23 protein-coding genes are annotated in these 21,976 nt (G+C 71.4%); 13 read left to right on the forward strand and 10 right to left on the reverse strand.

Annotated elements, in window-relative coordinates:
- Window positions 1–32: 32 nt before the first annotated feature.
- From O1G22_RS29230 to O1G22_RS29240, 3 genes are all read left to right on the forward strand, one after another.
- Window positions 33–263 (forward strand): DUF2277 domain-containing protein, encoded by a 231-nt coding sequence (locus O1G22_RS29230; protein WP_225096996.1) that lies wholly within the window; start codon window positions 33–35, stop codon window positions 261–263.
- A 112-nt stretch (window positions 264–375) separates the two neighbouring features.
- A complete protein-coding gene (locus O1G22_RS29235; protein ID WP_270086581.1) occupies window positions 376–2,319 on the forward strand; it encodes an FAD/NAD(P)-binding protein in 1,944 nt (647 codons plus the stop codon).
- Between the two features lie 87 nt (window positions 2,320–2,406).
- The gene (locus O1G22_RS29240; protein ID WP_270084047.1) at window positions 2,407–2,862 is read left to right on the forward strand and encodes a DoxX family protein; all 456 of its coding nucleotides are present in this window, start codon (window positions 2,407–2,409) and stop codon (window positions 2,860–2,862) included.
- A gap of 70 nt (window positions 2,863–2,932) precedes the next feature.
- On the opposite strand, the gene O1G22_RS29245 is transcribed toward O1G22_RS29240, so the two are convergent.
- Window positions 2,933–3,463, reverse strand: coding sequence for a superoxide dismutase family protein (locus O1G22_RS29245; protein ID WP_270084048.1), 531 nt, complete (start codon window positions 3,461–3,463; stop codon window positions 2,933–2,935).
- A 253-nt stretch (window positions 3,464–3,716) separates the two neighbouring features.
- On the opposite strand from O1G22_RS29245, the gene O1G22_RS29250 reads away from it, so the two are divergent.
- The gene (locus O1G22_RS29250; RefSeq protein WP_225096999.1) at window positions 3,717–4,334 is read left to right on the forward strand and encodes a DedA family protein; all 618 of its coding nucleotides are present in this window, start codon (window positions 3,717–3,719) and stop codon (window positions 4,332–4,334) included.
- A 57-nt stretch (window positions 4,335–4,391) separates the two neighbouring features.
- Here O1G22_RS29250 and O1G22_RS29255 read toward each other — a convergent pair whose 3' ends face one another.
- Entirely contained in the window at window positions 4,392–5,036 is a 645-nt protein-coding gene (locus O1G22_RS29255) for an HNH endonuclease family protein (protein WP_270084049.1), read from the reverse strand.
- A gap of 372 nt (window positions 5,037–5,408) precedes the next feature.
- Between O1G22_RS29255 and O1G22_RS29260 the strand changes: the two genes are divergently transcribed.
- Together O1G22_RS29260 and O1G22_RS29265 are read left to right on the forward strand one after the other, a co-directional pair.
- Window positions 5,409–5,990, forward strand: coding sequence for a TMEM165/GDT1 family protein (locus O1G22_RS29260; RefSeq protein WP_270084050.1), 582 nt, complete (start codon window positions 5,409–5,411; stop codon window positions 5,988–5,990).
- 246 nt (window positions 5,991–6,236) lie between these two features.
- Complete coding sequence (locus tag O1G22_RS29265) at window positions 6,237–6,905, forward strand: HAD family hydrolase (RefSeq protein WP_270084051.1); 669 nt, start codon at window positions 6,237–6,239, stop codon at window positions 6,903–6,905.
- 165 nt (window positions 6,906–7,070) lie between these two features.
- On the opposite strand, the gene O1G22_RS29270 is transcribed toward O1G22_RS29265, so the two are convergent.
- Window positions 7,071–7,988 (reverse strand): peptidoglycan-binding domain-containing protein, encoded by a 918-nt coding sequence (locus O1G22_RS29270; RefSeq protein WP_270084052.1) that lies wholly within the window; start codon window positions 7,986–7,988, stop codon window positions 7,071–7,073.
- Window positions 7,989–8,130: 142 nt separating this feature from the next.
- On the opposite strand from O1G22_RS29270, the gene O1G22_RS29275 reads away from it, so the two are divergent.
- Window positions 8,131–10,170 (forward strand): MDR family MFS transporter, encoded by a 2,040-nt coding sequence (locus O1G22_RS29275; RefSeq protein ID WP_270086582.1) that lies wholly within the window; start codon window positions 8,131–8,133, stop codon window positions 10,168–10,170.
- Here O1G22_RS29275 and O1G22_RS29280 read toward each other — a convergent pair.
- Window positions 10,163–10,669 carry a GNAT family N-acetyltransferase gene (locus tag O1G22_RS29280; protein WP_270084053.1) on the reverse strand — a complete coding sequence of 169 codons (507 nt, stop codon included), beginning with the start codon at window positions 10,667–10,669 and terminating at the stop codon, window positions 10,163–10,165. The genes O1G22_RS29275 and O1G22_RS29280 overlap by 8 nt on opposite strands.
- Before the next feature lie 180 nt (window positions 10,670–10,849).
- On the opposite strand from O1G22_RS29280, the gene O1G22_RS29285 reads away from it, so the two are divergent.
- Window positions 10,850–11,521, forward strand: a complete 672-nt coding sequence (locus O1G22_RS29285; protein ID WP_270084054.1) for a hypothetical protein — start codon at window positions 10,850–10,852, stop codon at window positions 11,519–11,521.
- On the forward strand, window positions 11,454–12,332 hold the full coding sequence (locus O1G22_RS29290) for a hypothetical protein (RefSeq protein WP_270084055.1): 879 nt from the start codon (window positions 11,454–11,456) through the stop codon (window positions 12,330–12,332). The genes O1G22_RS29285 and O1G22_RS29290 overlap by 68 nt, the downstream gene beginning before the upstream one ends.
- Here the strand turns inward: O1G22_RS29290 and O1G22_RS29295 are convergent.
- On the reverse strand, window positions 12,321–12,782 hold the full coding sequence (locus tag O1G22_RS29295; RefSeq protein ID WP_270084056.1) for a DnaJ family domain-containing protein: 462 nt from the start codon (window positions 12,780–12,782) through the stop codon (window positions 12,321–12,323). The two genes, O1G22_RS29290 and O1G22_RS29295, sit on opposite strands and share 12 nt — an antisense overlap.
- Window positions 12,783–12,876: 94 nt before the next feature.
- On the opposite strand from O1G22_RS29295, the gene O1G22_RS29300 reads away from it, so the two are divergent.
- On the forward strand, window positions 12,877–13,269 hold the full coding sequence (locus O1G22_RS29300; RefSeq protein WP_225097008.1) for an FHA domain-containing protein: 393 nt from the start codon (window positions 12,877–12,879) through the stop codon (window positions 13,267–13,269).
- Between the two features lie 27 nt (window positions 13,270–13,296).
- On the opposite strand, the gene O1G22_RS29305 is transcribed toward O1G22_RS29300, so the two are convergent.
- The 3 genes from O1G22_RS29305 to proP form a co-directional block, all read right to left on the reverse strand.
- A complete protein-coding gene (locus O1G22_RS29305; RefSeq protein WP_270084057.1) occupies window positions 13,297–13,968 on the reverse strand; it encodes an O-methyltransferase in 672 nt (223 codons plus the stop codon).
- A 46-nt stretch (window positions 13,969–14,014) separates the two neighbouring features.
- Window positions 14,015–15,130: a DUF2330 domain-containing protein gene (locus tag O1G22_RS29310; RefSeq protein ID WP_270084058.1), complete on the reverse strand. Its 1,116-nt coding sequence runs from the start codon at window positions 15,128–15,130 to the stop codon at window positions 14,015–14,017.
- A 139-nt stretch (window positions 15,131–15,269) separates the two neighbouring features.
- Window positions 15,270–16,643 (reverse strand): glycine betaine/L-proline transporter ProP, encoded by a 1,374-nt coding sequence (proP, locus tag O1G22_RS29315; protein ID WP_428986417.1) that lies wholly within the window; start codon window positions 16,641–16,643, stop codon window positions 15,270–15,272.
- Between the two features lie 416 nt (window positions 16,644–17,059).
- On the opposite strand from proP, the gene O1G22_RS29320 reads away from it, so the two are divergent.
- Window positions 17,060–19,114 (forward strand): bifunctional glycosyltransferase 87/phosphatase PAP2 family protein, encoded by a 2,055-nt coding sequence (locus tag O1G22_RS29320; protein WP_270084059.1) that lies wholly within the window; start codon window positions 17,060–17,062, stop codon window positions 19,112–19,114.
- Here the strand turns inward: O1G22_RS29320 and O1G22_RS29325 are convergent.
- On the reverse strand, window positions 19,049–19,426 hold the full coding sequence (locus O1G22_RS29325; RefSeq protein WP_270086584.1) for an ATP-binding protein: 378 nt from the start codon (window positions 19,424–19,426) through the stop codon (window positions 19,049–19,051). The genes O1G22_RS29320 and O1G22_RS29325 overlap by 66 nt on opposite strands.
- A gap of 108 nt (window positions 19,427–19,534) precedes the next feature.
- Between O1G22_RS29325 and O1G22_RS29330 the strand changes: the two genes are divergently transcribed.
- Window positions 19,535–20,362, forward strand: a complete 828-nt coding sequence (locus tag O1G22_RS29330) for a helix-turn-helix domain-containing protein (protein ID WP_270084060.1) — start codon at window positions 19,535–19,537, stop codon at window positions 20,360–20,362.
- Window positions 20,343–20,600, forward strand: coding sequence for a DUF397 domain-containing protein (locus O1G22_RS29335; RefSeq protein ID WP_270084061.1), 258 nt, complete (start codon window positions 20,343–20,345; stop codon window positions 20,598–20,600). Before O1G22_RS29330 ends, O1G22_RS29335 begins: the two co-directional genes overlap by 20 nt.
- Here the strand turns inward: O1G22_RS29335 and O1G22_RS29340 are convergent.
- Complete coding sequence (locus O1G22_RS29340; protein ID WP_270084062.1) at window positions 20,584–21,753, reverse strand: steroid 3-ketoacyl-CoA thiolase; 1,170 nt, start codon at window positions 21,751–21,753, stop codon at window positions 20,584–20,586. The two genes, O1G22_RS29335 and O1G22_RS29340, sit on opposite strands and share 17 nt — an antisense overlap.
- Window positions 21,754–21,976 lie beyond the last annotated feature (223 nt).

The raw sequence follows: 21,976 nt of genomic DNA on the forward strand, positions 1-21,976 counted from the left end.
CAGGGGCGTGCGCGGTGCGGGACACTGGGCGCATGTGCCGGAGTATCAAGACGCTGCGTCCGCCCGTGCTCCCCGACGAGGCCACGGACGAGGACATCCACGCCGCCGCGCTGCAGTACGTCCGCAAGGTTTCGGGCTTCCGCGCTCCCGCCGCCCACAACCGCGAGGTCTTCGACAGGGCCGTCGCGGCGGTGGCGGAGGCGACGGCCGAACTGCTCGGGGGTCTGGAGGTACGGGGCCAATCGGCCAGGAGTGTTCCGTAGAGGGGCAACTCGGGCCGCGGTCAAGGCTGTTGGTGAGCACCGGGCAAGATGAAGCTCCCCGTCCGCTTGACCGGCGGACGCCATCACGCCCGGGAGTTCCCCTTTGTCTACGATCTCCGTCGCCCTGGTCGGAGCCGGTCCCCGTGGAACCAGCGTGCTGGAGCGGCTCTGCGCCTCCGCGCCGGAGCTTCTTCCGGCCGGTGTCCGGCTGACGGTCCATGTGATCGACCCGGCGCCGCCCGGCCCCGGCCGGGTCTGGCGGACCGCGCAGCCGGCCGAGCTGCTGATGAACACCGTGGCGAGCCAGGTGACGCTGTTCACCGACGAGAGCGTGGAGTGCGCGGGCCCCGTTCGTCCGGGCCCGAGTCTGTACGAGTGGGCGGACGGCGAGGTGGGCCCGGACGCGTACCCGACCCGTGCGCACTACGGCCGTTATCTGGAGTGGGTGTTCGCCCGCACCGTCCGCGAGGCGCCCGAATCCGTGGACGTCCGCGTCCACCGGGCCCGTGCCGTACGCCTCGCCGAAGACGGCACCGAAGACGGCACCGAAGACGGCACCGAAGACGGCACCGAAGACGGCACCGAAGACGGCACCGACGACGGCACCGCCGGCGGCCGTCAGGTCCTCACCCTCGATGACGGGCGGGTCCTGTCCGGCCTCGCCGCCGTGGTGCTGGCCCAGGGGCATCTGCCCGCCGCCGGCACCGAGGAGGAGCGCCGCACCGCCGCGTACGCCGCCCGGCACGGCCTCACCCACATCCCGCCCGGCAACCCGGCCGACGTCGGACTCGACGCGATCCGGCCCGGCGAGGCGGCCCTGCTGCGCGGCCTCGGGCTCACCTTCTTCGACTACCTCGCCCTGTTCACCGCCGGCCGTGGCGGCCGGTTCGTCCGGGACGGGTCCGGCGGCGGGCTGCGCTATCTGCCCTCCGGGCGCGAACCCCGCCTGTACGCCGGTTCGCGGCGCGGGGTGCCGTACCAGGCGCGCGGCGACAACGCCAAGGGTCCGTACGGCCGGCACACCCCGCTGCTGCTCACCCCGGAGGTGATCGAGGGCTTCCGCAAGCGTGCCGACTCCGGCGAGGCGCCCGACTTCCGCGCCGAGATATGGCCGCTGGTGGCGAAGGAGGTGGAGACGGTCTACTACGGCGCCCTCACCGGCCGTACGGATCTCGCCGAGCGCTTCCTCGCCGTACCCCACGGCGATCCCCGAGAGGCGCTGCTGCTGGACGAGTTCGGGGTGGCCGAGGGCGAGCGGTGGAGCTGGGAGCGGGTGGCCCGGCCGTACGGGGAGCGGGAGTTCGGGGATCCGGGGCGATGGCGGGCGTGGCTGCTGGGGTATCTGCGCGAGGATGCCGAGCAGGCCGCCCTGGGCAATGTGCGCGGCCCGCTCAAGGCGGCCCTCGACGTGCTGCGCGACCTGCGCAACGAGATACGGCTGGTGGTCGACCACGGCGGGCTGAGCGGTGCCTCGCGGCGCGCGGACCTGGACCGCTGGTACACCCCGCTCAACGCCTTCCTGTCCATCGGCCCGCCCCGGCGCCGTATCGAGGAGTTGAGGGCTTTGCTGGCGGCGGGCGTGGTGGAGGTCCTGGGCCCGCGGCTCGACGTGCGGGAAGGGCCGGCGGGCTGGGTGGCGGCCTCGCCGGACGTGCCGGGGTCCGCGGTCCGTGTGACGACTCTCATAGAGGCGCGGCTTCCGGAACCCGATCTGCGGTACACGGCCGACGAGTTGCTCGCGACGCTGCTCGCGGACGGCGGTTGCCGGACGCACACGGTTGACGGTTACGAAACCGGTGGACTGGACGTGACCCGCCGTCCGTATCGCCTGATAGATCGTCAAGGTTTCATCCACACAAGGCTGTTCGCGTTCGGCGTGCCCACGGAGGGCGTGCACTGGGTGACGGCGGCCGGGGCCCGGCCGGGCGTGGACTCGGTGACGCTGTCGGACGCCGACGCGGTCGCGCGGGCCGTGCTGCGGACGGCCGCGGCCGAGGCGGAATCCCGGCCGGAAACGGACCTCTGGCCCAATGTTGAACTTGCAAGCATTGATTAGGCGTGCCTAACCTGGGGCCTCCGTTCGGTACAGACACCCCCACGACCGGCCTGTCCCCGGCCGGTCACCGAAGAGGAGATCTCCCCCATGTCCGCACGCCTCAACTCCGCTCAGCCGTACGTCATCGGGCTCTTCCGGATCGTCGTCGGCCTGCTCTTCGCCGTGCACGGCGCCACGTCCCTGTTCGGCGTGCTCGGCGGCGCCGCGGGCACCAACGGCGGCACGATCCCGGCCGGCACCTGGCCCGGCTGGTACGCGGCCGTGATCCAGCTGGTCGCCGGTGCCCTGGTGCTGCTCGGCCTCGGCACCCGCGGTGCCGCGCTGATCGCCTCCGGTTCGATGGCGTACGCCTACTTCGACGTGCACCAGCAGGCCGCGTTGTGGCCCATCCAGAACGGCGGCGAGCTGTCCGTCCTGTTCTGCTGGGCCTTCTTCCTGCTCGTCTTCACCGGCTCCGGCGCCTTCGGCGTCGACCGGCTGTTCGGCCGGCGCACGGCCGAGGACGCCGGGTCCGTCGCCGAGCAGACCCCGATAGCCGCCTGAGCCCCCCGTCCCGCCGGCCCCGCGCCGGGCGCCCTTCCCCGTCACGAGCGGGGAAGGGCACCGGCCTGCCTTACGGCTTGGCGGCGAACGGCACGCTGAAGCAGGCCGCCCTGGCGCCCTTGGTGCCCGGCGAGCTGTGGATCACCACGGAGCCGGCCTCGCCCTTGCGGAAGGCCCAGGTGTGCTGTGCGCTCGCGGAGCCGTTGCCGCTCTTGTCGGTCTTGAAGTCCAGCCAGACCTCGTTCTTGTTGTTGACGTGGGCGGCGTCCGTGCCGGACTGGTTCTGGTAGTGCTTGCCGGCGGCGGCGGGGTCGGCGCCGCAGGTCTTCTGGTGGACGTGGACCCCGTAGAGGTGGTTGGGCTGCAGGCCCGTGACCTTCAGCTCGACCGTCGTCGCGCCGTTCGGCTGGACCCGCTGCCGGACGCTGATCCAGGACCCCGCCGGGACGAGCTTCTGGTCGTACGTCACGGCCTGCGCGGCGACGTTCTTGGCGGGCGGGGAGAACACGCCGTCGGTCTCCAGCGTGAGGCCGTGCGCGCTTGGGCTTGCGGTCGCGAACAGGGCTGCGGCGAGGGCGCCCGCAAATACGGCTGCCACCATGATGTGCACCTTTTTCCGCGCTGATGCGCTGCTTCTCTGAGTCGTTCGCCTGACGTCCGCCGATCCGCGGACGGAGCCCCGGATCCGCGGACAGGCCTCACTCCGTTGCTACGGGACGCGCGACGGCCGCGCCGCGCGGAACGCGCCACTCGGGTGAACAATCGCCCGGAATCGCCCCATCAGCCCCCCTGGACCCTGCTGTCACACCCCCGGCGTACGCTGTATGGCTGTCAACGGGGGAGCGACAGGAGTCATGGTGTTCGAGAGTGTGGGGTCACTGGCCGGCGGGCCCTGGATCTACGGCGTGGTGACCCTGTCCGTGCTGCTCGACGTGTTCGTGCCGGTACTGCCGAGCGGGGTGCTCGTCATCGCGGCGGGTACGGCCGCGGCGGCGGGGTCGGGCGCGGCGACCGGCCAGGTCCCGCGCGGCGTGCCGGACCTGCTGGCCCTGATCCTCTGCGCGGCGACCGCCTCGGTCCTCGGCGATCTGGTGGCCTACCGGCTGGCCTGGCGGGGCGGGGAGCGGCTGGACCGGGCCATAGCCCGCTCGCGTCGGCTGACCAGCGCCCAGGAACGGCTCGGCGAGGCCCTGGCCCGGGGTGGCGGCGCACTCGTCGTGCTCGCCCGCTTCGCGCCCGCCGGCCGCTCGGTCGTCTCGTTCTGCGCCGGCGCTGCCCACCGCCGCGCCCGCGACTTCGTGCCCTGGTCCGCCCTGGCCGGCCTGTCCTGGGCGGCGTACAGCGTCGCTCTCGGCTACTACGGCGCCCAGTGGCTCGGCGCGACCTGGCTCGCCACCGGCGTCTCCCTGACCGCCCTGTTCGGCGCGGGCGCCGCGGCGGGGTACTTCATGCGGCGCCGCCCGGCTTCCTGACCCGGCGGGGCCGGCCTGGCGTGTCCGGCCCCGCTTCTCATCGCGTCGCCGCGAACGTCAGCAGCTCGCCAGGTAGTTCGTCAGGGCGTTCTTCTCGGCGGTGTCGACCGAGAGGTCGTAGTAGTACTTCACCTGCACCCAGGCACGGACGTAGGTGCACACGTACGCGGAGCGGGACGGCACCCAGGTGGCCGGGTCCTGGTCGCCCTTGGCCTGGTTGACGTTGTCGGTCACGGCGATGAGCTGAGGCCGGGTCAGGTCGTTGGCGAAGGCCTGCCGCTGCGCGGTGGTCCACTTGCTCGCGCCGGAGTCCCAGGCCTCGGCCAGCGGGACGAGGTGGTCGATGTCGAGGTCGGAGGCGGCGGTCCAGGTGGCGCCGTCGTACGGGGAGTACCAGCTGCCGCTGGTGGCCGCGCAGGAGGAGTCGGTGACGACGTTCGAGCCGTCGCGCTTGAGGACCGTCTCGCGGGTGTTGCAGGTGCCGCTGATGGTGATCCAGTGCGGGAACAGGTCGCGGCTGTAGCCGGTGCGGTTCTCGGTGGCCACGGTGAGCTGGGAGAGGTAGCTGCGGGCGGTGGCGGCGCTGACCGGGGTGGGGAGGGCGGCCGAGGCGGTCGGGCCGTTGAACAGTGCGGCGGAGGCTATGAGTCCGGTAAGGACCGCGAGTATGCTCAGCCGTCGACGCGCGTAGAGCTTCGACATGCGAACTCCCTTGTGCAATGGGGATGTTGGGTGCGAGCCAGGGAATGCTCGCGGGGGCGTGTTGCCGGAAGGTGAGTGCTCGGTAAGAAGCTCATGACGTGCTCATGTCATGCCAAGATTTACAGCTGAACTTTCACATCCCGTACGATGGGAGGCGCAGAAGGGGAGTAGCTCTTCGCCGGACCGTCGACATACTGCTCAGCCAGCCTGAGCCGGCGCCCGGAGGCGGATCCTGTGGGGCCGCCAGCGAGACCTTCGGCAAGCAGTGCACGCCCGTGTCCACCGGCACGGGCGCCGAGTGTGCTGCCGTGCCGAGGTGTCATCGCGTGACGTACCACACTCTCGGCGGGCGGCCCGACCGATTGAGGAACCTTGATCAGCATCACCGTGACGGCGCTCGTCTTCGGCGTCATCTTCCTCGCCGAACTGCCGGACAAGACCGCGCTCGCCGGTCTCGTCCTCGGCACCCGCTACCGGGCGAGCTACGTCTTCGCGGGCGTCGCCGCCGCCTTCCTGCTGCATGTCGTGCTGGCCGTCGCGGCCGGCAGCGTGCTGACCCTGCTGCCGCAGCGACTCGTGCACGCCGTCACCGGTGTCCTCTTCCTCGGTGGTGCGGCGATGCTGCTGCTGAAGCGGGGCGAGGACGAGGAGGAGATCAAGAAGCCGGCCGACCAGTCCTTCTGGAAGGTCGCGGGTACGGGCTTCATGCTCATCCTCGTCGCCGAGTTCGGCGACCTCACCCAGATCATGACCGCCAACCTCGCCGCCCGGTACAACGACCCGATCTCCGTCGGTCTCGGTGCGGTGCTCGGCCTGTGGGCCGTGGCCGGGCTCGGCATCGTCGGCGGAAAGGCCCTGATGAAGAGGGTGCCGCTACGGCTGATCACGCAGATCGCGGCGCTGCTGATGCTCGGGCTCGGGGTGTGGAGCCTGTACGAGGCTGTGGCGGGCTGAGGCGTCCGGCGAGCTGAACGGTGGGTGAACCCTTGCCGGAGGCGCTGGCGGGATCGGGAGCGGTTTTGTACCGTGGAGGAACAAAGTGGCTCCCGCCCGTTTTCCCTGACCGGCGGGCGGGGCCGCCTTGTCCCCGCCCTCGGGGCCCGTTCCGTCCCTGGAACCCCGGGGCCTGTTCCGTCCCTGGAACCCCGGGGCCCGTCTCGTCCCTGGAACCTCGGGCCCGTTTCGTCTCTGGAGCTGCCGATGACGGCCACCGCCGCGCCCACCGTCCTCACCGCCCGCGCCCTCCTGCTCGACATGGACGGCACCCTCGTCAACTCCGACGCCGTGGTCGAGCGCATCTGGCGGCGCTGGGCCGAGCGGCACGGGCTGGACGGCGACGAGGTGATGAAGGTCGTCCACGGCCGCCAGGGGCATGCCTCCATGGCCGTACTGCTGCCCGACCGGCCCGTCGAGCAGAACCTCGCCGACAACGCCCGCATGCTCGCCGAGGAGACCGCCGATGTGGCGGGCGTGGTGGAGATCCCCGGCGCGAGCGCCTTTCTCGCCTCGCTGCGCGGGCTTCCGCATGCGCTGGTGACCTCGGCCGACGTCGCGCTGTCCACCGCGCGCATGAACGCCGCCGGGCTGCCGTTGCCGGAGGTCCGGATCACGGCGGAGTCGGTGGGTGCGAGCAAGCCCGACCCCGAGGGGTTCTTGAAGGGGGCCGCCGAGCTCGGGGTGGAGCCGGGGGAGTGTGTGGTGTTCGAGGACTCGGGGGCGGGGATCGCGGCGGGGCGCTCCGCTGGGATGACCGTGGTGGGGGTCGGTGCGCGGGCCGGGGTGCATGGGCCTGACGTGGTGGTGCCGGACCTCACGGGAGTGCGGGTCGAGGCGGGGGCCGACGGGATGATCCGGCTGTACGTCGGCTGACTGTGGGAAGGGGTCGGCAAGGGGCTCCGCCCCTTGAACCCCGCCAGGGGGCTCCGCCCCCTGGACCCCCGGCCTATGCGCACCCACCACCCGACTCGGTCGGCTGGAGGGTGACCGTTCCGGCGTCTGGCTCGGTCGGCTGGAGGGTGACCGCCCGCGTGTGGCTCACGGGTTCGACGTCTCCGCCTCCAAGCTCTTTCTCGTCGCCGGCCCGTACTCCCCGTAGGTGTCGCTCACGATGCCCCGGGCCAGTTGGTAGTTGCGGACCGCGTCCTGCACGGGGCGGGTGAAGATGCCGTTGATCTCGTCGGCGTAGAGGTTCAACTGCCGCAGTCGCTGCTGGAGTTCGGTGACCTCGGGGCCCTTGTCGCCGAGGCGCAGGACCGGTGCGACGGCGGGGGTGGGGTGGGCGGCGGGGGTGGTCGTCAGCGAGGGGGTCGGGGAGCTCGGTGGCGAGGGGGGCCGTGTCGTGGGGGACGGGGACGGTGTGGGGGATGCCGACGGTGGTGGCGGTGCGGACGTGGGCGGGCGTACCCGTGAGCGTGATGCGGCGGGGGAGTCCGGGGGCGTCGGGGACGGTGACGCCGAGCTCGGTGTGACCTCCGGGACGCTCTCCCTGACCTCCTGGGCGGCCCGGTCCCGGGACGACGGGGTGTCGTACGAGAACAGCCCGCTCGCGAAACCGGCCGCCGCCACGACCGCCACGCCCGCGCCCGCGACGGACAGCAGGGCGGCGGTACGGCGGGAGCGCCGCCGTGGCCCCTCCGGGGGCTGCTCGCTCGGGAAATCCGGCTTCGCCCCCTCCCCGGCGTTCGCCTCGAACGTCCGCAGGTCGGCCGTGCTCGCCCCCGGCAACGGTCGCAACGGAAGCGTGGTCTCGACGGCCTCGGCTTTCACATAGGGGCGTATGCGCAGCGGGTCGAAGTCCTCCGCCGCTGCCGCCTCGGCCGTGCGGGTCTCGCGCAGGGCCTCGGCGGCCCGCTGGGTGCAGTCGCAGGACGGGCTCAGGTCCGGGCCCCTCGGTGCCCCGCACTCGGGGCAGGTATGGCCCTCAGGATCCCGGGGACCCTTGGAATCAGTCACGTGTTCGTGCCTCCCCTCACGAACTCCAGAGACTATGCGCATCTTCTCCGCATCCGCCGCCCGAAACGCGGGACTCGACAGGCCATAACCAGCCACACCGACGACGATGGAAGAGGCGTACCCGAGCCTCCGGGAGGTCTCCATGGCCCTGGACACGCACGGCACGGCGAAGGACATGCAGGACGGCGAACACGTCCCCGGCAATGTGTTCGTCCCGATCGGCGCCCTGCTCCTCGGGCTGCTGCTCGCCGCGCTCGACCAGACCATCGTGTCGACCGCGCTGCCCACCATCGTCAGTGACCTCGGCGGGCTTGAGCATCTGTCCTGGGTGGTCACCGCCTATCTGCTGGCCTCGACCGCCGCGACCCCGCTGTGGGGCAAACTCGGCGACCAGTACGGCCGGAAACGGCTGTTCCAGACCGCCATCGTGATCTTTCTCATCGGGTCCGCGCTGTGTGGCATGGCCCAGAACATGGGTGAGCTGATCGCGTTCCGTGCGCTGCAGGGCCTGGGCGGCGGCGGGCTGATGGTGCTGTCGATGGCGATCGTCGGTGACATCGTGCCCCCGCGTGAACGCGGCCGTTATCAGGGGCTGTTCGGCGCCGTGTTCGGTGCGACCAGTGTGCTGGGGCCGCTGCTCGGCGGGCTGTTCACCGAGCATCTGAGCTGGCGCTGGGTGTTCTACGTCAATCTCCCCGTCGGCGTCGTCGCGCTCGCCGTGATCGCCACCGCGCTGCGCATCCCGCGCCGCACCGAGCGTCATGCCATCGACTACCTCGGCACCTTCCTGATCGCCGCCGTCGCCACCTGCCTGGTCCTCGTCGCCTCCCTCGGCGGTACGACCTGGGCCTGGGGCTCGGGGCAGATCATCGGGCTCGCCGTGCTGGGTGTCGTACTCGCCGTGGCGTTCGTCGCGGTCGAGCGGTGGGCCGCCGAACCGGTGCTGCCGCTGAAGCTGTTCGGCATCCGCACCTTCACCCTCGCCGCCGTGATCAGCTTCATCGTCGGCTTCGCCATGTTCGGCGCGATGACCTATCTGCCGACCTTCCTCCAGGTCGTGCACGGCGTCTCGCCGACCATGTCCGGGGTGCACATGCTGCCGATGGTGTTCGGTCTGCTGCTGTCCTCGACCATCTCCGGGCAGATCGTCAGCCGTACCGGACGCTGGAAGGTGTTCCCGGTCACCGGCACCGCCGTCACCACCATCGGGCTGCTCCTGCTGCACCGGCTCACCGAGACCAGCCCGACCGCCGTGATGAGCAGCTACTTCTTCGTCTTCGGCCTGGGCCTGGGCCTGGTCATGCAGGTTCTCGTGCTCATCGTGCAGAACGCCGTCTCCTACGAGGACCTGGGCGTGGCCACCTCCGGCGCGACCTTCTTCCGCTCCATCGGCGCCTCCTTCGGCGTCGCCATCTTCGGCACGGTCTTCGCCGGCCGGCTGAGTGACAAACTCGCCGCCGCCTTCCGGGGCGTGAGCCTGCCGCCGGGGACCAGCGTCAACGCCCTGAAGTCCGATCCGCGGGGCATCGCCGCCCTGCCGCCCGCCCTGCGGCCCGCGGCCCTGCACGCGTACGCGTCCGCCATCACCGACGTCTTCCTCTACGCAGCCCCGGTCGCCCTCCTCGGTTTCCTGCTGGCCTGGTTCCTGAAGGAGGACCGGCTGCGCGGCTCGGTCACCGCGCCGGACGTCTCCGAGACGATCCCGCCCAACCCGGTCGAGCGTTCCTCCTACGACGAGTGCTGCCGGGCCCTGTCCGTGCTCGGCACCCGCGAGGGCCGCCGGGAGATCTACCGGAAGATCACCGACCGGGCCGGCTACGACCTGCTGCCCGCCGCCAGCTGGCTGCTGCTGCGCATCCGCAGGTACGGCTCGGTCGAGCCGGGCGTACTCGCCGAACGCGGCCCCGTCCCGCTGGAGGTCGTCATGGCCGCCGCCCGCCAGGTCGAGGAACGGCAGCTCACCGAACGCCGGGGACTGGACGTGTACTTGACCGACTCCGGCCGTGAGGTCGCCGAACGGCTCGCCACGGCCCGCGAGGAGTCCCTGGCCGAACTCCTCGGCGACTGGTGGCAGCCGGGACGCTCGACCGACCTGACCCAGCTGGTGAAGGAGCTGACCGGGGAACTGTGCGGCTCGGAGCGCGAGCAGCCGCTCAACGGGCCGAGGAGCAGGGTCAGCTGACCGCCAGCTCCTTCCTGAACCAGTGCTCGGCGTACGTGTCGTCGTTGTGCGGTCCGGTCTCGGTGTAGCCGAGGCGGGCGTACAGGGCGCGGGCCTCGACCAGGTCACTGCGGGTGTCGAGGATCAGGCGCCGGGCGCCCAGGGCGCGGGCGGCCTCCTCGGCCGCGGCGACCAGCAGCGGGGCGCCGCCCTTGCCGCGCAGGTGCTCGTACACGAACACCCGGGTCAGTTCGGCCGTGTCCGCGTCGAGCAGGCGTACGCCCGCCGAACCGCCCGGTGCGCCGTCGTACCGCCCGATGAGCAACTGCCCGACGGGCGGGGCGAGTTCGGACCCGGTGCGGGCCGCGATCTCCCGCTCCAGCTCGTCGGGGTCGGTGCGGTGCCCCTCGTGCAGCAGGTACCAGCGGTCGCTGACCTCCGTGTAGTACGCCCGCCACAGTGCGGCGGCGGCCGGGGAGTCGTACGGTTCCGCGGTGATGGTCCAGGTCATGCCGGTCATTGTCGGTCGGCGGGGCGCGGTCCGCCGCTGGATTTCGCGCGGACTGTCCGCCCGTACGCTCACCCGGCGCCGCTTCGCGGACTGGCCGCCGGTCGCGGGCTGACCTGCGTTTGTGGCCTCCCTTCCGGGTCACCCGGAGGGAGAGCCGGCCGGTGGGGCCGGTCCGAGTGGAAGGCAATCATGTCCACAGCCATGATCGTGCTGATCGTGATCGTGGCGGTCGTGGTCGTCGGCGCGGCCGTCTCCCTGGTTCTGGGCGGCCTCGGATGGTACGGCCGGCCCGGCCTGAAGCGGCGCTTCGGGCCCGAGTACGAGCGGACCGTCGTCCGGCACGGCGGTGACACCATGGCTGCCCGGAGGGAACTGGCCGCGCGGGTGCGACGCCACGGCGATCTGCGGGAACGGCCACTGGACCCGGCCGGGCGGGAGCATTACGAGGCCCGCTGGACGGCCGTACAGGAACACTTCGTCGACTCGCCGCGGCAGGCGGTGGCCGAGGCCGACGGGCTGCTCGCGGAGCTCGCCGCCGCGCGCGGTTACCCGGACGGCGGGCACTACGAGGAGCAGGTCGCCGCGCTGTCCGTGCACCACGCCGACCACGTCGACGGCTATCGGCAGGTACACCGGGTGGCCCGCGCCGGGGCCGGGGACGCCATGACCGGGACCGGCTCCGGAACCGAGCAGATGCGTACGGCGCTCCTCGGGGCCCGCCCCCTCTTCGACGACCTCACCCACCCCACCGGCGGGTCGTCGGCAGGAGCCCATCGAAGGAGAGGTGAGCACCATGTCGGACAGGACAAGTGGCTCCGGCGACACGCACCCCACCGGCCGCATCCGCCGGCCGCAGGATGAGGACTGGACCCCTGAGGACGCCCGCAGGGAGCCGCTGCCGGAGGATTGGCTCCCCGGTGAACCTGCACCGGAACCCGGGGCCCCGACCCGCCGCGCCGGCTCGGTCGGCCCGGGGAGTGAGGGGCTGACGGGCGACGACCTCACCCCCGAGGACGCACCTGTGCACCGCCCTGACCCGGCGGACATGGGCCGCTTCGTGAGCCGTCGGCCTGCGGGCACGGGCCGCTCCGCGAGCCGTCGGCCGGCCGATGAGGAGAGGTCCGGGTCCGAGGGGCTGCGGCCCGGCACGGAGGACCTGGCGTCCGGCACGTCCGGCCTGGGCGGACCGGAGGCCTCCGGCGGGACGCGGCCCAGGGCGGACGAGAGCGGGGCGCCGGGCGAGAGCCTGATGCCGGACGACGGGCTGGGGGCTCCGTCCTCCGGTGAGCCGACCGCACGCGAGGCGCACGGTACCGAGTCCCGGGGCCCGGACGCCTGGCCGACGGCACCGGGCGCGCCGGCGGCCCCCGCCCGGGCCGGCACGGGCGCACCTCTCCTGTCCCACGACGAGACCGACCGCTGGGAGCGGCGGATGCGGGAACTGGCCGCCGGGTTCGTGGAGGAGCCGCGCGGGGCCGTCGAGAAGGCCGACCACGCGCTGGAGGAGATCGCCGGGCGGTTCGAGGAAGCCGTGGAGCGGCGGCGGCGTACGCTGCGGCGGTCCTGGGAGGCCACCGAGGACCGCGGTCCGGGCTCGGACGCCGACACCGAGCAGCTCAGGCTGGCTCTGCGGGACTACCGGGACCTGGCCGAGCGCCTGCTACACAGCTGATCCAGCGGCTGATCCAGCGGCTGATCCACCGGCTGATCCGCTCGTGGCGGCAGCCCTGCGCTGCCGCCACTCCCGTACGACCTCGTCGACGTCGTACGGCTTCTTGCCCAGCGGCGGACCGGGCGGCGGCTTGAACATCATGTCCTTGATCTTGACGTTGACGTCCTCGATGATCTTCCGCGCGATCCGCTCCGAGGGCGCCGCGTACGCCGCCTCCAGTGCGTCCTCGGCCTCCTTGCGCAGCGCGAGCGCGGGCGGCAGGACGGACAGGCCCTCACGCGCCAACTTCCGCTTGATCCACCACAGTTCGTCGTAGGTGGAGTCGACCTCGGTGGGCAGCGGCTCGCCCGCACCCGGCAGTTCCTCGAACTCGCCGCGTCGCTGGGCGTCACGGATCTGCTTGTCGACCCAGGACTCGAACGGCACACCCGGTGGCTTTCGCTCGGTCATGACTCCATTGTGCCGGACGGCACCCGGTCGGGCGTTTTATCATGCGGCGGCAGACAGACCGGCCGCACGGCCGGATGATTCAGGGGGAACGCGCGTGCTCGAACTGACCATGGCCACCGTCTCCGGGGCCGACTCGGGGGCCACGGCAGGGATGACGATGGCCGACGGGCCGAGCGAGCCGGGTTCCGTGCTCCGCGTCGGCCGGGACGCCTCGGTGTGCCGGCTGGTCACACCGGAGGACTGGCTGTTCGTCTCCCGCGTCCACCTGGAGTTCCGCTGCGGCCCGGACGGCGGCTGGCAGCTGACGTGGCTGCGCGGGTCACAGGCCGAGCCGTCCTCCGAAGTACGGCTGATGGCCGGGGAGTTCACCCAGCCGCTCGGCTACGGCGAGACGGTACGGCTGCCGCACGGCGGGTCCGGTGAGATCGTCGTCCAGGACCGCACCGCGCCGCGCAGCGTCAACGTCGGCTTCTACCACGAGGCGTGAGCCGGGCCGGTCCCCTCCGGGCCCGGCTCAGGCCAGCACCCGGGCCAGCGCGAACCCGTCGTAGCCCTTGCTGCCGACCGTCTGCAGCGCCGTACCGTCGAGCCTCGGGTGGGTCGCGATCAGCTCGATCGCGGCCCGGGTGCCCACGACGTCCGGCTCGGTGCTGTCCGCGTCGACGACCCGGCCGCCGCGCACCACGTTGTCCAGGACGATCAGGCTGCCCGCGCTGGTGAGGCGCAGCGCCCACTCCACGTAGTGCGCGTTGTTGGCCTTGTCGGCGTCGATGAAGACCAGGTCGAAGGGGGGCGGGTTGTCGTCGGCGAGCTTGGGCAGCGACTCCAGGGCCGGGCCGACCCGCACCTCCACGATCTTGTCCAGACCCGCCCGGGCGATGTTCCGTACGGCCACCTCGGCGTGCTTGGGGTTGTACTCCAGCGACACCAGCCGGCCGTCCTCGGGCAGCGCCCGCGCCAGCCAGATCGTGCTGTACCCGCCGAGCGTGCCGATCTCCAGGACGTGGCGCGCACCCTGGACCTGCGCGAGCAGATGGAGGAACTTGCCCTGCGTGGCCGTGACGCCGATCGGCGGGAGCCCGGCGGCGTCGTTCTCCCGCAACGCCGCCTGCAGCGCCTCGTCGTCGGGCGTGAGCTGGCTGATGAAGTAGTCGTCGACGTCGTCCCAGACCTGCGAGCCGGTCATGCTCCTGCTGCCTTTCCCGAGTACGTGCACTACCTCTGCAATGGTCTCAGCCGACGGGCCCCGACGGGGAGACCGGCGGGAATTGTCCGGCCTGCGGCGCCGGCACCGGCCGCCGTGCGCGCCGTACGACGAGCACGCAGGCCAGCGCGACCAGCACCAGCAGCCCGCCGCCGACCGTGACGACCCACGCGGGGATCCCGGCGATCCGGCGCAGCTCGTCGTCGTGGATCACCTGCTGGACCGGAGTGTCGGCGGCGGCCCGGCGCAGTTCGTGATCGCCGGAGATCCGGGAGGGTTCGGGAAAGTACTGGGCGAGCGCGGTCAGGTACGGCGTCCCGGCGGCCAGCTCGCCGAGGGCGCCGTCCGGTGCGGTGAGGCGGCCGGCGAAGACCGTGCCGGGTGCCGGCCCGCCGATCGTCGTGCGCGTCTCCATGCGGTGGGCGGCGAGCACGTACAGGCCGAGCGACTGCGGGGTGGTGGCCAGGCGGGAGAGCCGCATCGGGTACACCGGGCCGTCGGCCGCGAAGGTGAGGTGGATCGGGTCGAGGGCGCCGTGCAGCGGGGTGCCGCCGGTGTCGGGGGCGAGGCGGACGGCGACGTACTCCCAGTGCCGGTCGACGTACGGCTGGAGGGCGGTGCGCAGCCGGGCGGGGAAGGCGAAGCCGTGGTCGCGCAGCCAGTGGTCGAGGGCGCTCGGGTCGGTGACGGTCAGCCGGGCCACGTCGAAGGGGCCGAGCCGCTGCCGGCCGACCACACCGACGCCGGCCGCGGCCGGGGGAGCTGCGGCGCCGACGGTGTCGTGGCCGTCGAAGGGCCAGTCGCCGTTCTGGGGCCAGAAGTGGTACCGGGTGCGGTGGACGGGCTCGATCGCCCGGGCCAGCTGGTCGAAGAGGGCGGGGTCGCCGAGGCGGACGGTGGCCCGGTGCGGAACGGGCATGATCCAGGCGGCCCGCTTCGCGTCCCCGCCGACCGTCAGCCGCATCACGATCTGCTCCTGCCGCCCGTCCCACCGCAGCACGGACTGCTCCTCCGCGACGGAGATCCGTGTCGCCGCGTCCGGCACCATCGCTCCGCAACCGCAGGCGTAGGCGGGGGCGATGAGCCAGGTGAGCTGGATGCCGAGGAGGGAGAGAAGCAGGGCGAGTATGCGGGCGCGTTTCACGGGCCTACAGACGGCGCCGGCCTGTGATCGGTTCCGGTGCGGTGGCTGGGCGGGGGTGGGGTCGCTTGCCCGCGCTTGCGGGGTGCCGCTGCGCCCACCCGTGCCGCCCCAGCGGCACGACTGCCCGCAGCGGCGGCGCTTACCGGCTCTCCACAGACGGCGCCGAACCCGGAAGCGGTCGTCCCGCCGACTCCGACATCCGCCATACCGCGAACCCGCCCACCACAGCCGCGGCCATCATGTAATACGCGGGCATCATCATGTTCCCCGTGGCTCCGATCAGCGCGGTCACCACCAGCGGAGTCGTCCCGCCGAACAGGGACACCGACACGTTGAAGCCGATGGACAGGGAGCCGTACCGCACCCGCGTCGGGAAGAGAGCGGGCAGCGCGGCCGGCATGGCCGCCGTGAAGCAGACCAGCAGCAGACCCAGCGCCCCCATGCCCAGCGCGACCGCGAGCAGGCTGCCCTGGCGGATCAGCAGCAGGGCCGGGACGGACAGGAACAGGAAGCCCGCGCAGCCCGCCGCGATGACCGGACGCCGGCCCACCCGGTCGGACAACGCGCCCGCGAACGGCTGGACGATCATCATCAGCGCCATCACGCCCAGCACGACCAGCAGCCCGTGCGTCTCGTCGTACTTCAGCTCGCTCGTCAGATAGCTCGGCATGTACGACAGCAGCATGTAGTCGGTGACGTTGAAGACCAGCACCAGGCCCATGCACAGCAGCAGCGCCTTCCACTGGCCCGCCACCATCTCGCGCAGCGGCACCTTCGGCCGCTGCGCCTCCGCCTTCTCGACCTCCGCCGCGAACGCCGGGGTCTCCTCAAGGCGCATCCGCAGGTAGAGCCCGATGAGGCCCATCGGGCCCGCGATCAGGAACGGGATGCGCCAGCCCCAGGTCAGCAGGTCGTGCGACGACAGCAGTGCCGTCATCAGCGTCACCAGGCCCGCGCCGCCGATGTACCCCGCCAGCGTGCCGAACTCCAGCCAGCTGCCGAAGAAGCCCCGCTTCTTGTCGGGGGCGTACTCGGCGATGAAGGTGGACGCGCCCGCGTACTCACCGCCCGTCGAGAAGCCCTGCACCAGGCGGGCGGCCAGCAGCAGAAGCGGCGCGCCGACGCCGATCGAGGCGTACGACGGGATCAGGCCGATGGCGAACGTGCCCGCCGCCATCATGATCATGGTCACGGCGAGGACCTTCTGCCGGCCCACCCGGTCGCCCAGCGGGCCGAAGACCATGCCGCCCAGCGGACGGACCAGGAACGCGGCGGCGAAGGCGCCGAACGTCGACAGCAACTGCGCGGTCGGGTTGCCGGACGGGAAGAAGACCTTGCCCAGGGTCACCGCGATGTAGCTGTAGACGCCGAAGTCGAACCACTCCATCGCGTTGCCGAGCGCCGCCGCCTTCACGGCGCGCTTGACGAGGGCCGGGTCGGTGACGGTGACGTCGGAGGCCGTGCGGGCCTCGGGGATCTTCAGAGACGGGGAGACTGCTGCGACTGCGGCCAAAACGGGGCTCGCCTACCTTTCGACGGGGACAGGGACACGGCCCGTACGGCGACGCCGCCCTACAGAACGGACCGAAAAACGACCATAGGCGGCTTTCGGCCCCTTACGTGCCGTACGTGCATCACTGCATAGTGCAGCTAAACGGCGCGTACCCAGGTACGTCTGCCCGCTCCACGCGCCGTACTCCACTCCCGCACTGTGATCCTTGTCGCGCCCCGCCCCTGCAACCGCACAGGCCCCGGACTGTCGTCATCCAGACAAAAGACGGACAAAAGACGGACACACGTCAGGTGAAGCGGGGGTTGCCCGCGTCTGTGTCCGGGGGGTCTGCAAGCCTCAAGAGGATCCTCATAGGGTGCGCAGAAGAATGTGGCGTATACGGCGCCGGAACAAACGGGGCGGGAGGCCGACGGGGCGTGGCGAACGTGGAGCACAGCGGGCGACCGACAGATGCCTTCGGGCAGGCCACCATCGGAACCCGGCTGCGCGCGGCCCGGCTGGGACTGTGGGCGGTGGCGGCGATCCTCGCCGTACGGCAGATGACCGTGGTCCTCAGCACCCCGAGCGGTCAGCGGCTGACCGACCTGGAGACCTGGGTCGGACCCCACGGCGTCCTGCACGTGAACGGCTCGATCTACGACTCGACCCGCTTCACCGGCACGCCCTTCGGCGGACTCGTCCTCAAGCCCCTGACCCGCTCCGCCCAGGCCGCCCTCGGCTGGGGCTGGACCTTCGGCACCCTGCTCCTCGTCGTCGCCCTCGGCCTGATCGCCGCCCGCGCGCTGCCCCAGCCGGTCAGCCGCCGCACCTCGCTGCTGGCCGCGCCGGTCGCGATCAGCCTGCTCATGCTGTCCCTGCCGGTCCGCAACGCCCTGTGGCTCGGCCAGACCAGCATCATCCCGGTGCTGCTGGTCCTGCTCGGGCTGTTCGCCGTACGCGGGGAGCGGGCCAGCGGACTGTGCATAGGCCTCGCCGCCGCGCTCCAGCCGACCATGCTGCTGTTCGCCCCGCTGGTGTGGTTCACCGGCCGCCGCCGGGCCGCGCTCAGCACGGCCGGCACCTTCACCGCGCTCACCGTGCTCGCCTGGGCCGCGCTGCCGCACGACTCGTACGCGTACTGGGTGCACCACATGGCCGGGGTGGGCCTCGGCGGCAAGGCCGACGCCCTCGGCAACCAGTCGCTGCACGGCGCCCTGCTCCGGCTGGGCGTGTCCGGATGGCCGGAGATCGCCCTCTTCCTGCTGCTCAGCTCCGCCGTCGCGGCCCTCGCCATGCGCCGCGCGGTCCACTACGCGGCCGACGGACAGCTGCTCCTCGCCGTCGCCATCACCGGCTGCGCCGCCATCGCCGCCTCGCCCACCGCCTGGCAGCACCAGCTGCTGTGGGTGCTGCTCGCGGTGGTCGGCCGGGTCGGCAGGCGGGCCTCCGACCGGTACGTCTGGCCGGTCGCCGTCGTCCTCGTCACCACCCTCCCGGCGAAGATGATGCTGCCGAACATGCCGGTGATGTACCCGCTGCGGGACAACCTGGCCCTGCTCGCGGCCCTCGCGGCGGCCACGGCGGTCCCGTTCCTGTCCCGGACCTCGCCCTCCTACCAGACCCCGGTCCCGACGCAGTACGCCCCACCGGTCCCGGCCCGCTTCCGCCGCGTCCCGCTCCTCCCCTTCCTCCGCCGGGTCCTGACCCGCCCCAACCTGCTGCTGGAACTGCTGCTCATCCGGGTCGTCTACGCCGCCTACTCGCGGGTGCGGCTCGCCGCGACCGGCGGCACCGTCGCCGGCGGCCGGGAACGCGCCGAGCACCACGGGCACATCGTGCTCGGCATCGAGCGCTTCCTGCACATCGACATCGAGCACTGGGTCAACCACACGGTCGTGAAGATCGGCTGGCTGCGGGACTTCTTCGACTTCTACTACGAGTCCTTCCACTTCGTCGTCCCGCTGACGATCCTCGGCGTCCTCTACTGGCGCCGCCCGGTCGACTACCGCTGGGCCCGCGCCTCCCTGGGCTTCGCCACCTTCCTCGCCCTGCTCGGCTTCTGGCTCTTCCCGCTGGCCCCGCCGCGCCTGATGCCGCACCTCGGCATCATCGACACCGTCCACGGCGCGCAGGACTTCTCCAAGCCGGACTACGGCACACTGACCGCGCTGACCAACCAGTACGCGGCGATGCCCTCGCTCCACTTCGGCTGGGCCCTGTGGTGCGGTCTGGTCATCGCGATCATCGCCCCGAAGTGGTGGATGAAGGCCCTCGGCCTGCTGCACCCCCTCTTCACCGTCTCGGCCATCGTCGCGACCGGCAACCACTGGGTGCTGGACGCGGTCGGCGGCGCGGCGGTGGTGTCGGCGGGCTTCGGCCTGTCGTACGCCTTCCAGGGACCAAGGGCGATGGATCCGCCGCGCGCCTCAGGTGACCTCGGCCCCGCACTCGAACCAGACCGTCTTTCCGCCGCCGCCGCCGCCGACCGCTGACACGCCCCACTTGTCGACCACGGCATCGAGCAGAGCCAGGCCCCGGCCGCTCTCCGAGTCGTGGTGGACTTCGCTCGGCGGACAAGGGAGTTGAGGGAAACCGTCGGTCACCTCGGCCCGTACGCCCGCCGTCTGCCGGGCGAGCAGTACCGTGCAGCGGCGATCCGGTACGTGCCGTACGACGTTGGTGACCAGCTCGCTCACCCCCAGTTCCACGGCGAACGTCAGCTCGGTCAGCCGCCATTCGTGGAGCAGCGAGTGGACGATACGGCGGATGTGGCGGACCGAGTGCTCGCCGACGGTGAGTTGCATGCGGTACTGGGGAGCGTGGGGAATGTTGAGGTTCACAGGACGAGGCTGACCTGGAATCACTACGCTGGGCTACGGACTGAACACAACGGGTCCGAGAGGGGACTTGGCATGGTCAACATCAACACCCTCGACCCCAGCGCCTCACCGCTCGACTACTACGGCTTCGAGTTGCGTCGGTACCGAGAGGCGGCGGGACTCACGCAGAGGCAGCTCGGGGACATCATCAACTACACGGGGTCGATGGTCGGCCAGGTGGAGACAGCCCGGAAGCTGCCGACGCTGGACTTCAGCCAGCGGTCGGATGCGGCGTTGTGTACGGGAGGGTTACTGACGCGGTTGCATCCGCTGGTGATGCGAAGCCAACTCCCGGCTTGGTTTCAGCAGGTGGCGGAGTTGGAGGTGCGGGCGGCGGAGATCTGTACGTTCCAGATGGGCATGATCCACGGGCTGTTGCAGACTCCGGCTTATGTACGTGCGGTGCTCGGCGCGCTGGACGACACCGGCCTCGACGACCGCTCCGCCGTACGGCTGGCCCGCCAGTGCATCTTCGACAAGGAGGAGCCGCCGGTCTTCTGGATGGTCCTCAGCGAGGCCGCGCTGAGGCAGGGGATCGGTGGGCCGGAGGTCATGCGCGGTCAACTGGCCCACCTGTTGACCTTCGAGAACAACCCGCTGATCAACGTCCAGGTGCTGCCGTTTTCGGCCGGGGCCCACGCGGGACTAACAGGCTCGTTCACCCTCTTCCGCTCCGCCAGCGATCCGACCATCGTCTACACCGAGGGCTACGGGAGCGCGCATACGACCGCCAACCCGGACACCGTCAAGGACTGCTCGCTCCGTTACGATCATCTACGAGCCGCCGCGCTCTCGATCAAGGACTCGGCGGGGCTGATCCGAGAGGTGATGGAGGACCGCTATGGAGAGCATGTGGCGTAAGTCCAGCTACAGCAGCGACCAGGGCGGCGAATGCGTCGAGTGTGCGCCGCTCGGCCCGCTCGCCTGGCGTAAGTCGTCGTACAGCAGCGACTACACCGGCAACTGCGTAGAGATCGCCGACACCCCCTGCGCCACCCTCGCCATCCGCGACTCCAAGACCCCGGCGGGACCGATCCTCACCCTCGATCCCGCCGTCTTCACCACCTTCGTGAACTGGGCCTCTACAACCGCTGAATGATCGTCCCGGTGGCCAGCCCACCGCCCGCACACATCGTGATGAGCGCGAACTCCTTGTCCGCGCGCTCCAGTTCGTGCAGGGCGGTGGTGATCAACCTGGCCCCGGTCGCCCCGACCGGGTGACCCAACGCAATCCCACCGCCGTTCACGTTGACCTTGTCCAGGTCCTGTTCGAAGACCTGGGCCCAGCTCAACACCACTGACGCGAACGCCTCGTTGATCTCCACGAGGTCGATGTCCTTCAACGTCATCCCCGCCTTGCCCAGCACCGCCCGCGTCGCGTCGATCGGGCCGTCCAGATGGAAGTGCGGGTCGGCGCCCACCAGGGCCTGGGCGACGATCCTTGCCCTCGGCTTCAGCTTCAGCGCCCGGGCCATCCGCTTGGACGCCCACATGATGGCCGCGGCCCCGTCCGAGATCTGCGACGAGTTGCCCGCCGTATGGACCGCCGTCGGCATGACCGGCTTCAGGCCGGCCAGCGCCTCCATGGACGTGTCCCGCAGCCCCTCGTCCTTGTCGACCAGCCGCCACATGCCCTGACCGGCGTACTGCTCCTCCTCCGTCGTCGGCACCTGCACGGCGAACGTCTCCCGCTTGAAGCGTTCCTCGGCCCAGGCCAGCGCCGCCCGCTCCTGGGACCTCAACCCCAGCGCGTCCACGTCCTCCCGCGTCAGCCCCCGGTGCCGGGCGATCCGCTCCGCCGCCTCGAACTGGTTCGGCAGGTCGACGTTCCACTCGTCCGGGAACGGCTTGCCGGGGCCGTGCTTCGAACCCGACCCCAGCGGGACCCGGGACATGGCCTCGACGCCGCAGCTGATGCCGACGTCGATGACCCCGCCCGCGACCATGTTGGCCACCATGTGCGAGGCCTGCTGGGAGGAGCCGCACTGGCAGTCGACGGTCGTCGCGGCCGTCTCGTAGGGCAGGCCCATGGTCAGCCAGGCGGTGCGCGCGGGGTTCATGGACTGTTCGCCGGCGTGGGTGACCGTGCCGCCGACGATCTGCTCGACCGCGTCGGCGGGGATGCCGGTGCGGCCGAGGAGTTCACGGTAGGTCTCGCCCAGGAGATAGGCGGGGTGCAGGTTGGCGAGCGCGCCGCCGCGCTTGCCGATCGGGGTGCGGACGGCTTCGACGATGACGGGTTCGGCGGCCATGGGTGCGGGTCCTCTCCGAGGGCTCTCCGACGGGCTCTCCTCCGGAACGTGCCAGAACTAGAACGCGTACCAGTTCTGCCCAGCAGTCTGCTGACGTGACGTCCATCACCGCAAGGGTCTTGCAGGCGCCAAGGGCTCGATCTGCACGACTTCCGCACCGATTGGGGGCGTCGTACCCCTTGCGACTTGTAGAACCCGTTACTACGTTCACGGACACTTACTG

The sequence above is a fragment of the Streptomyces camelliae genome (assembly GCF_027625935.1).
Classification (GTDB): Bacteria; Actinomycetota; Actinomycetes; order Streptomycetales; family Streptomycetaceae; genus Streptomyces; species Streptomyces camelliae.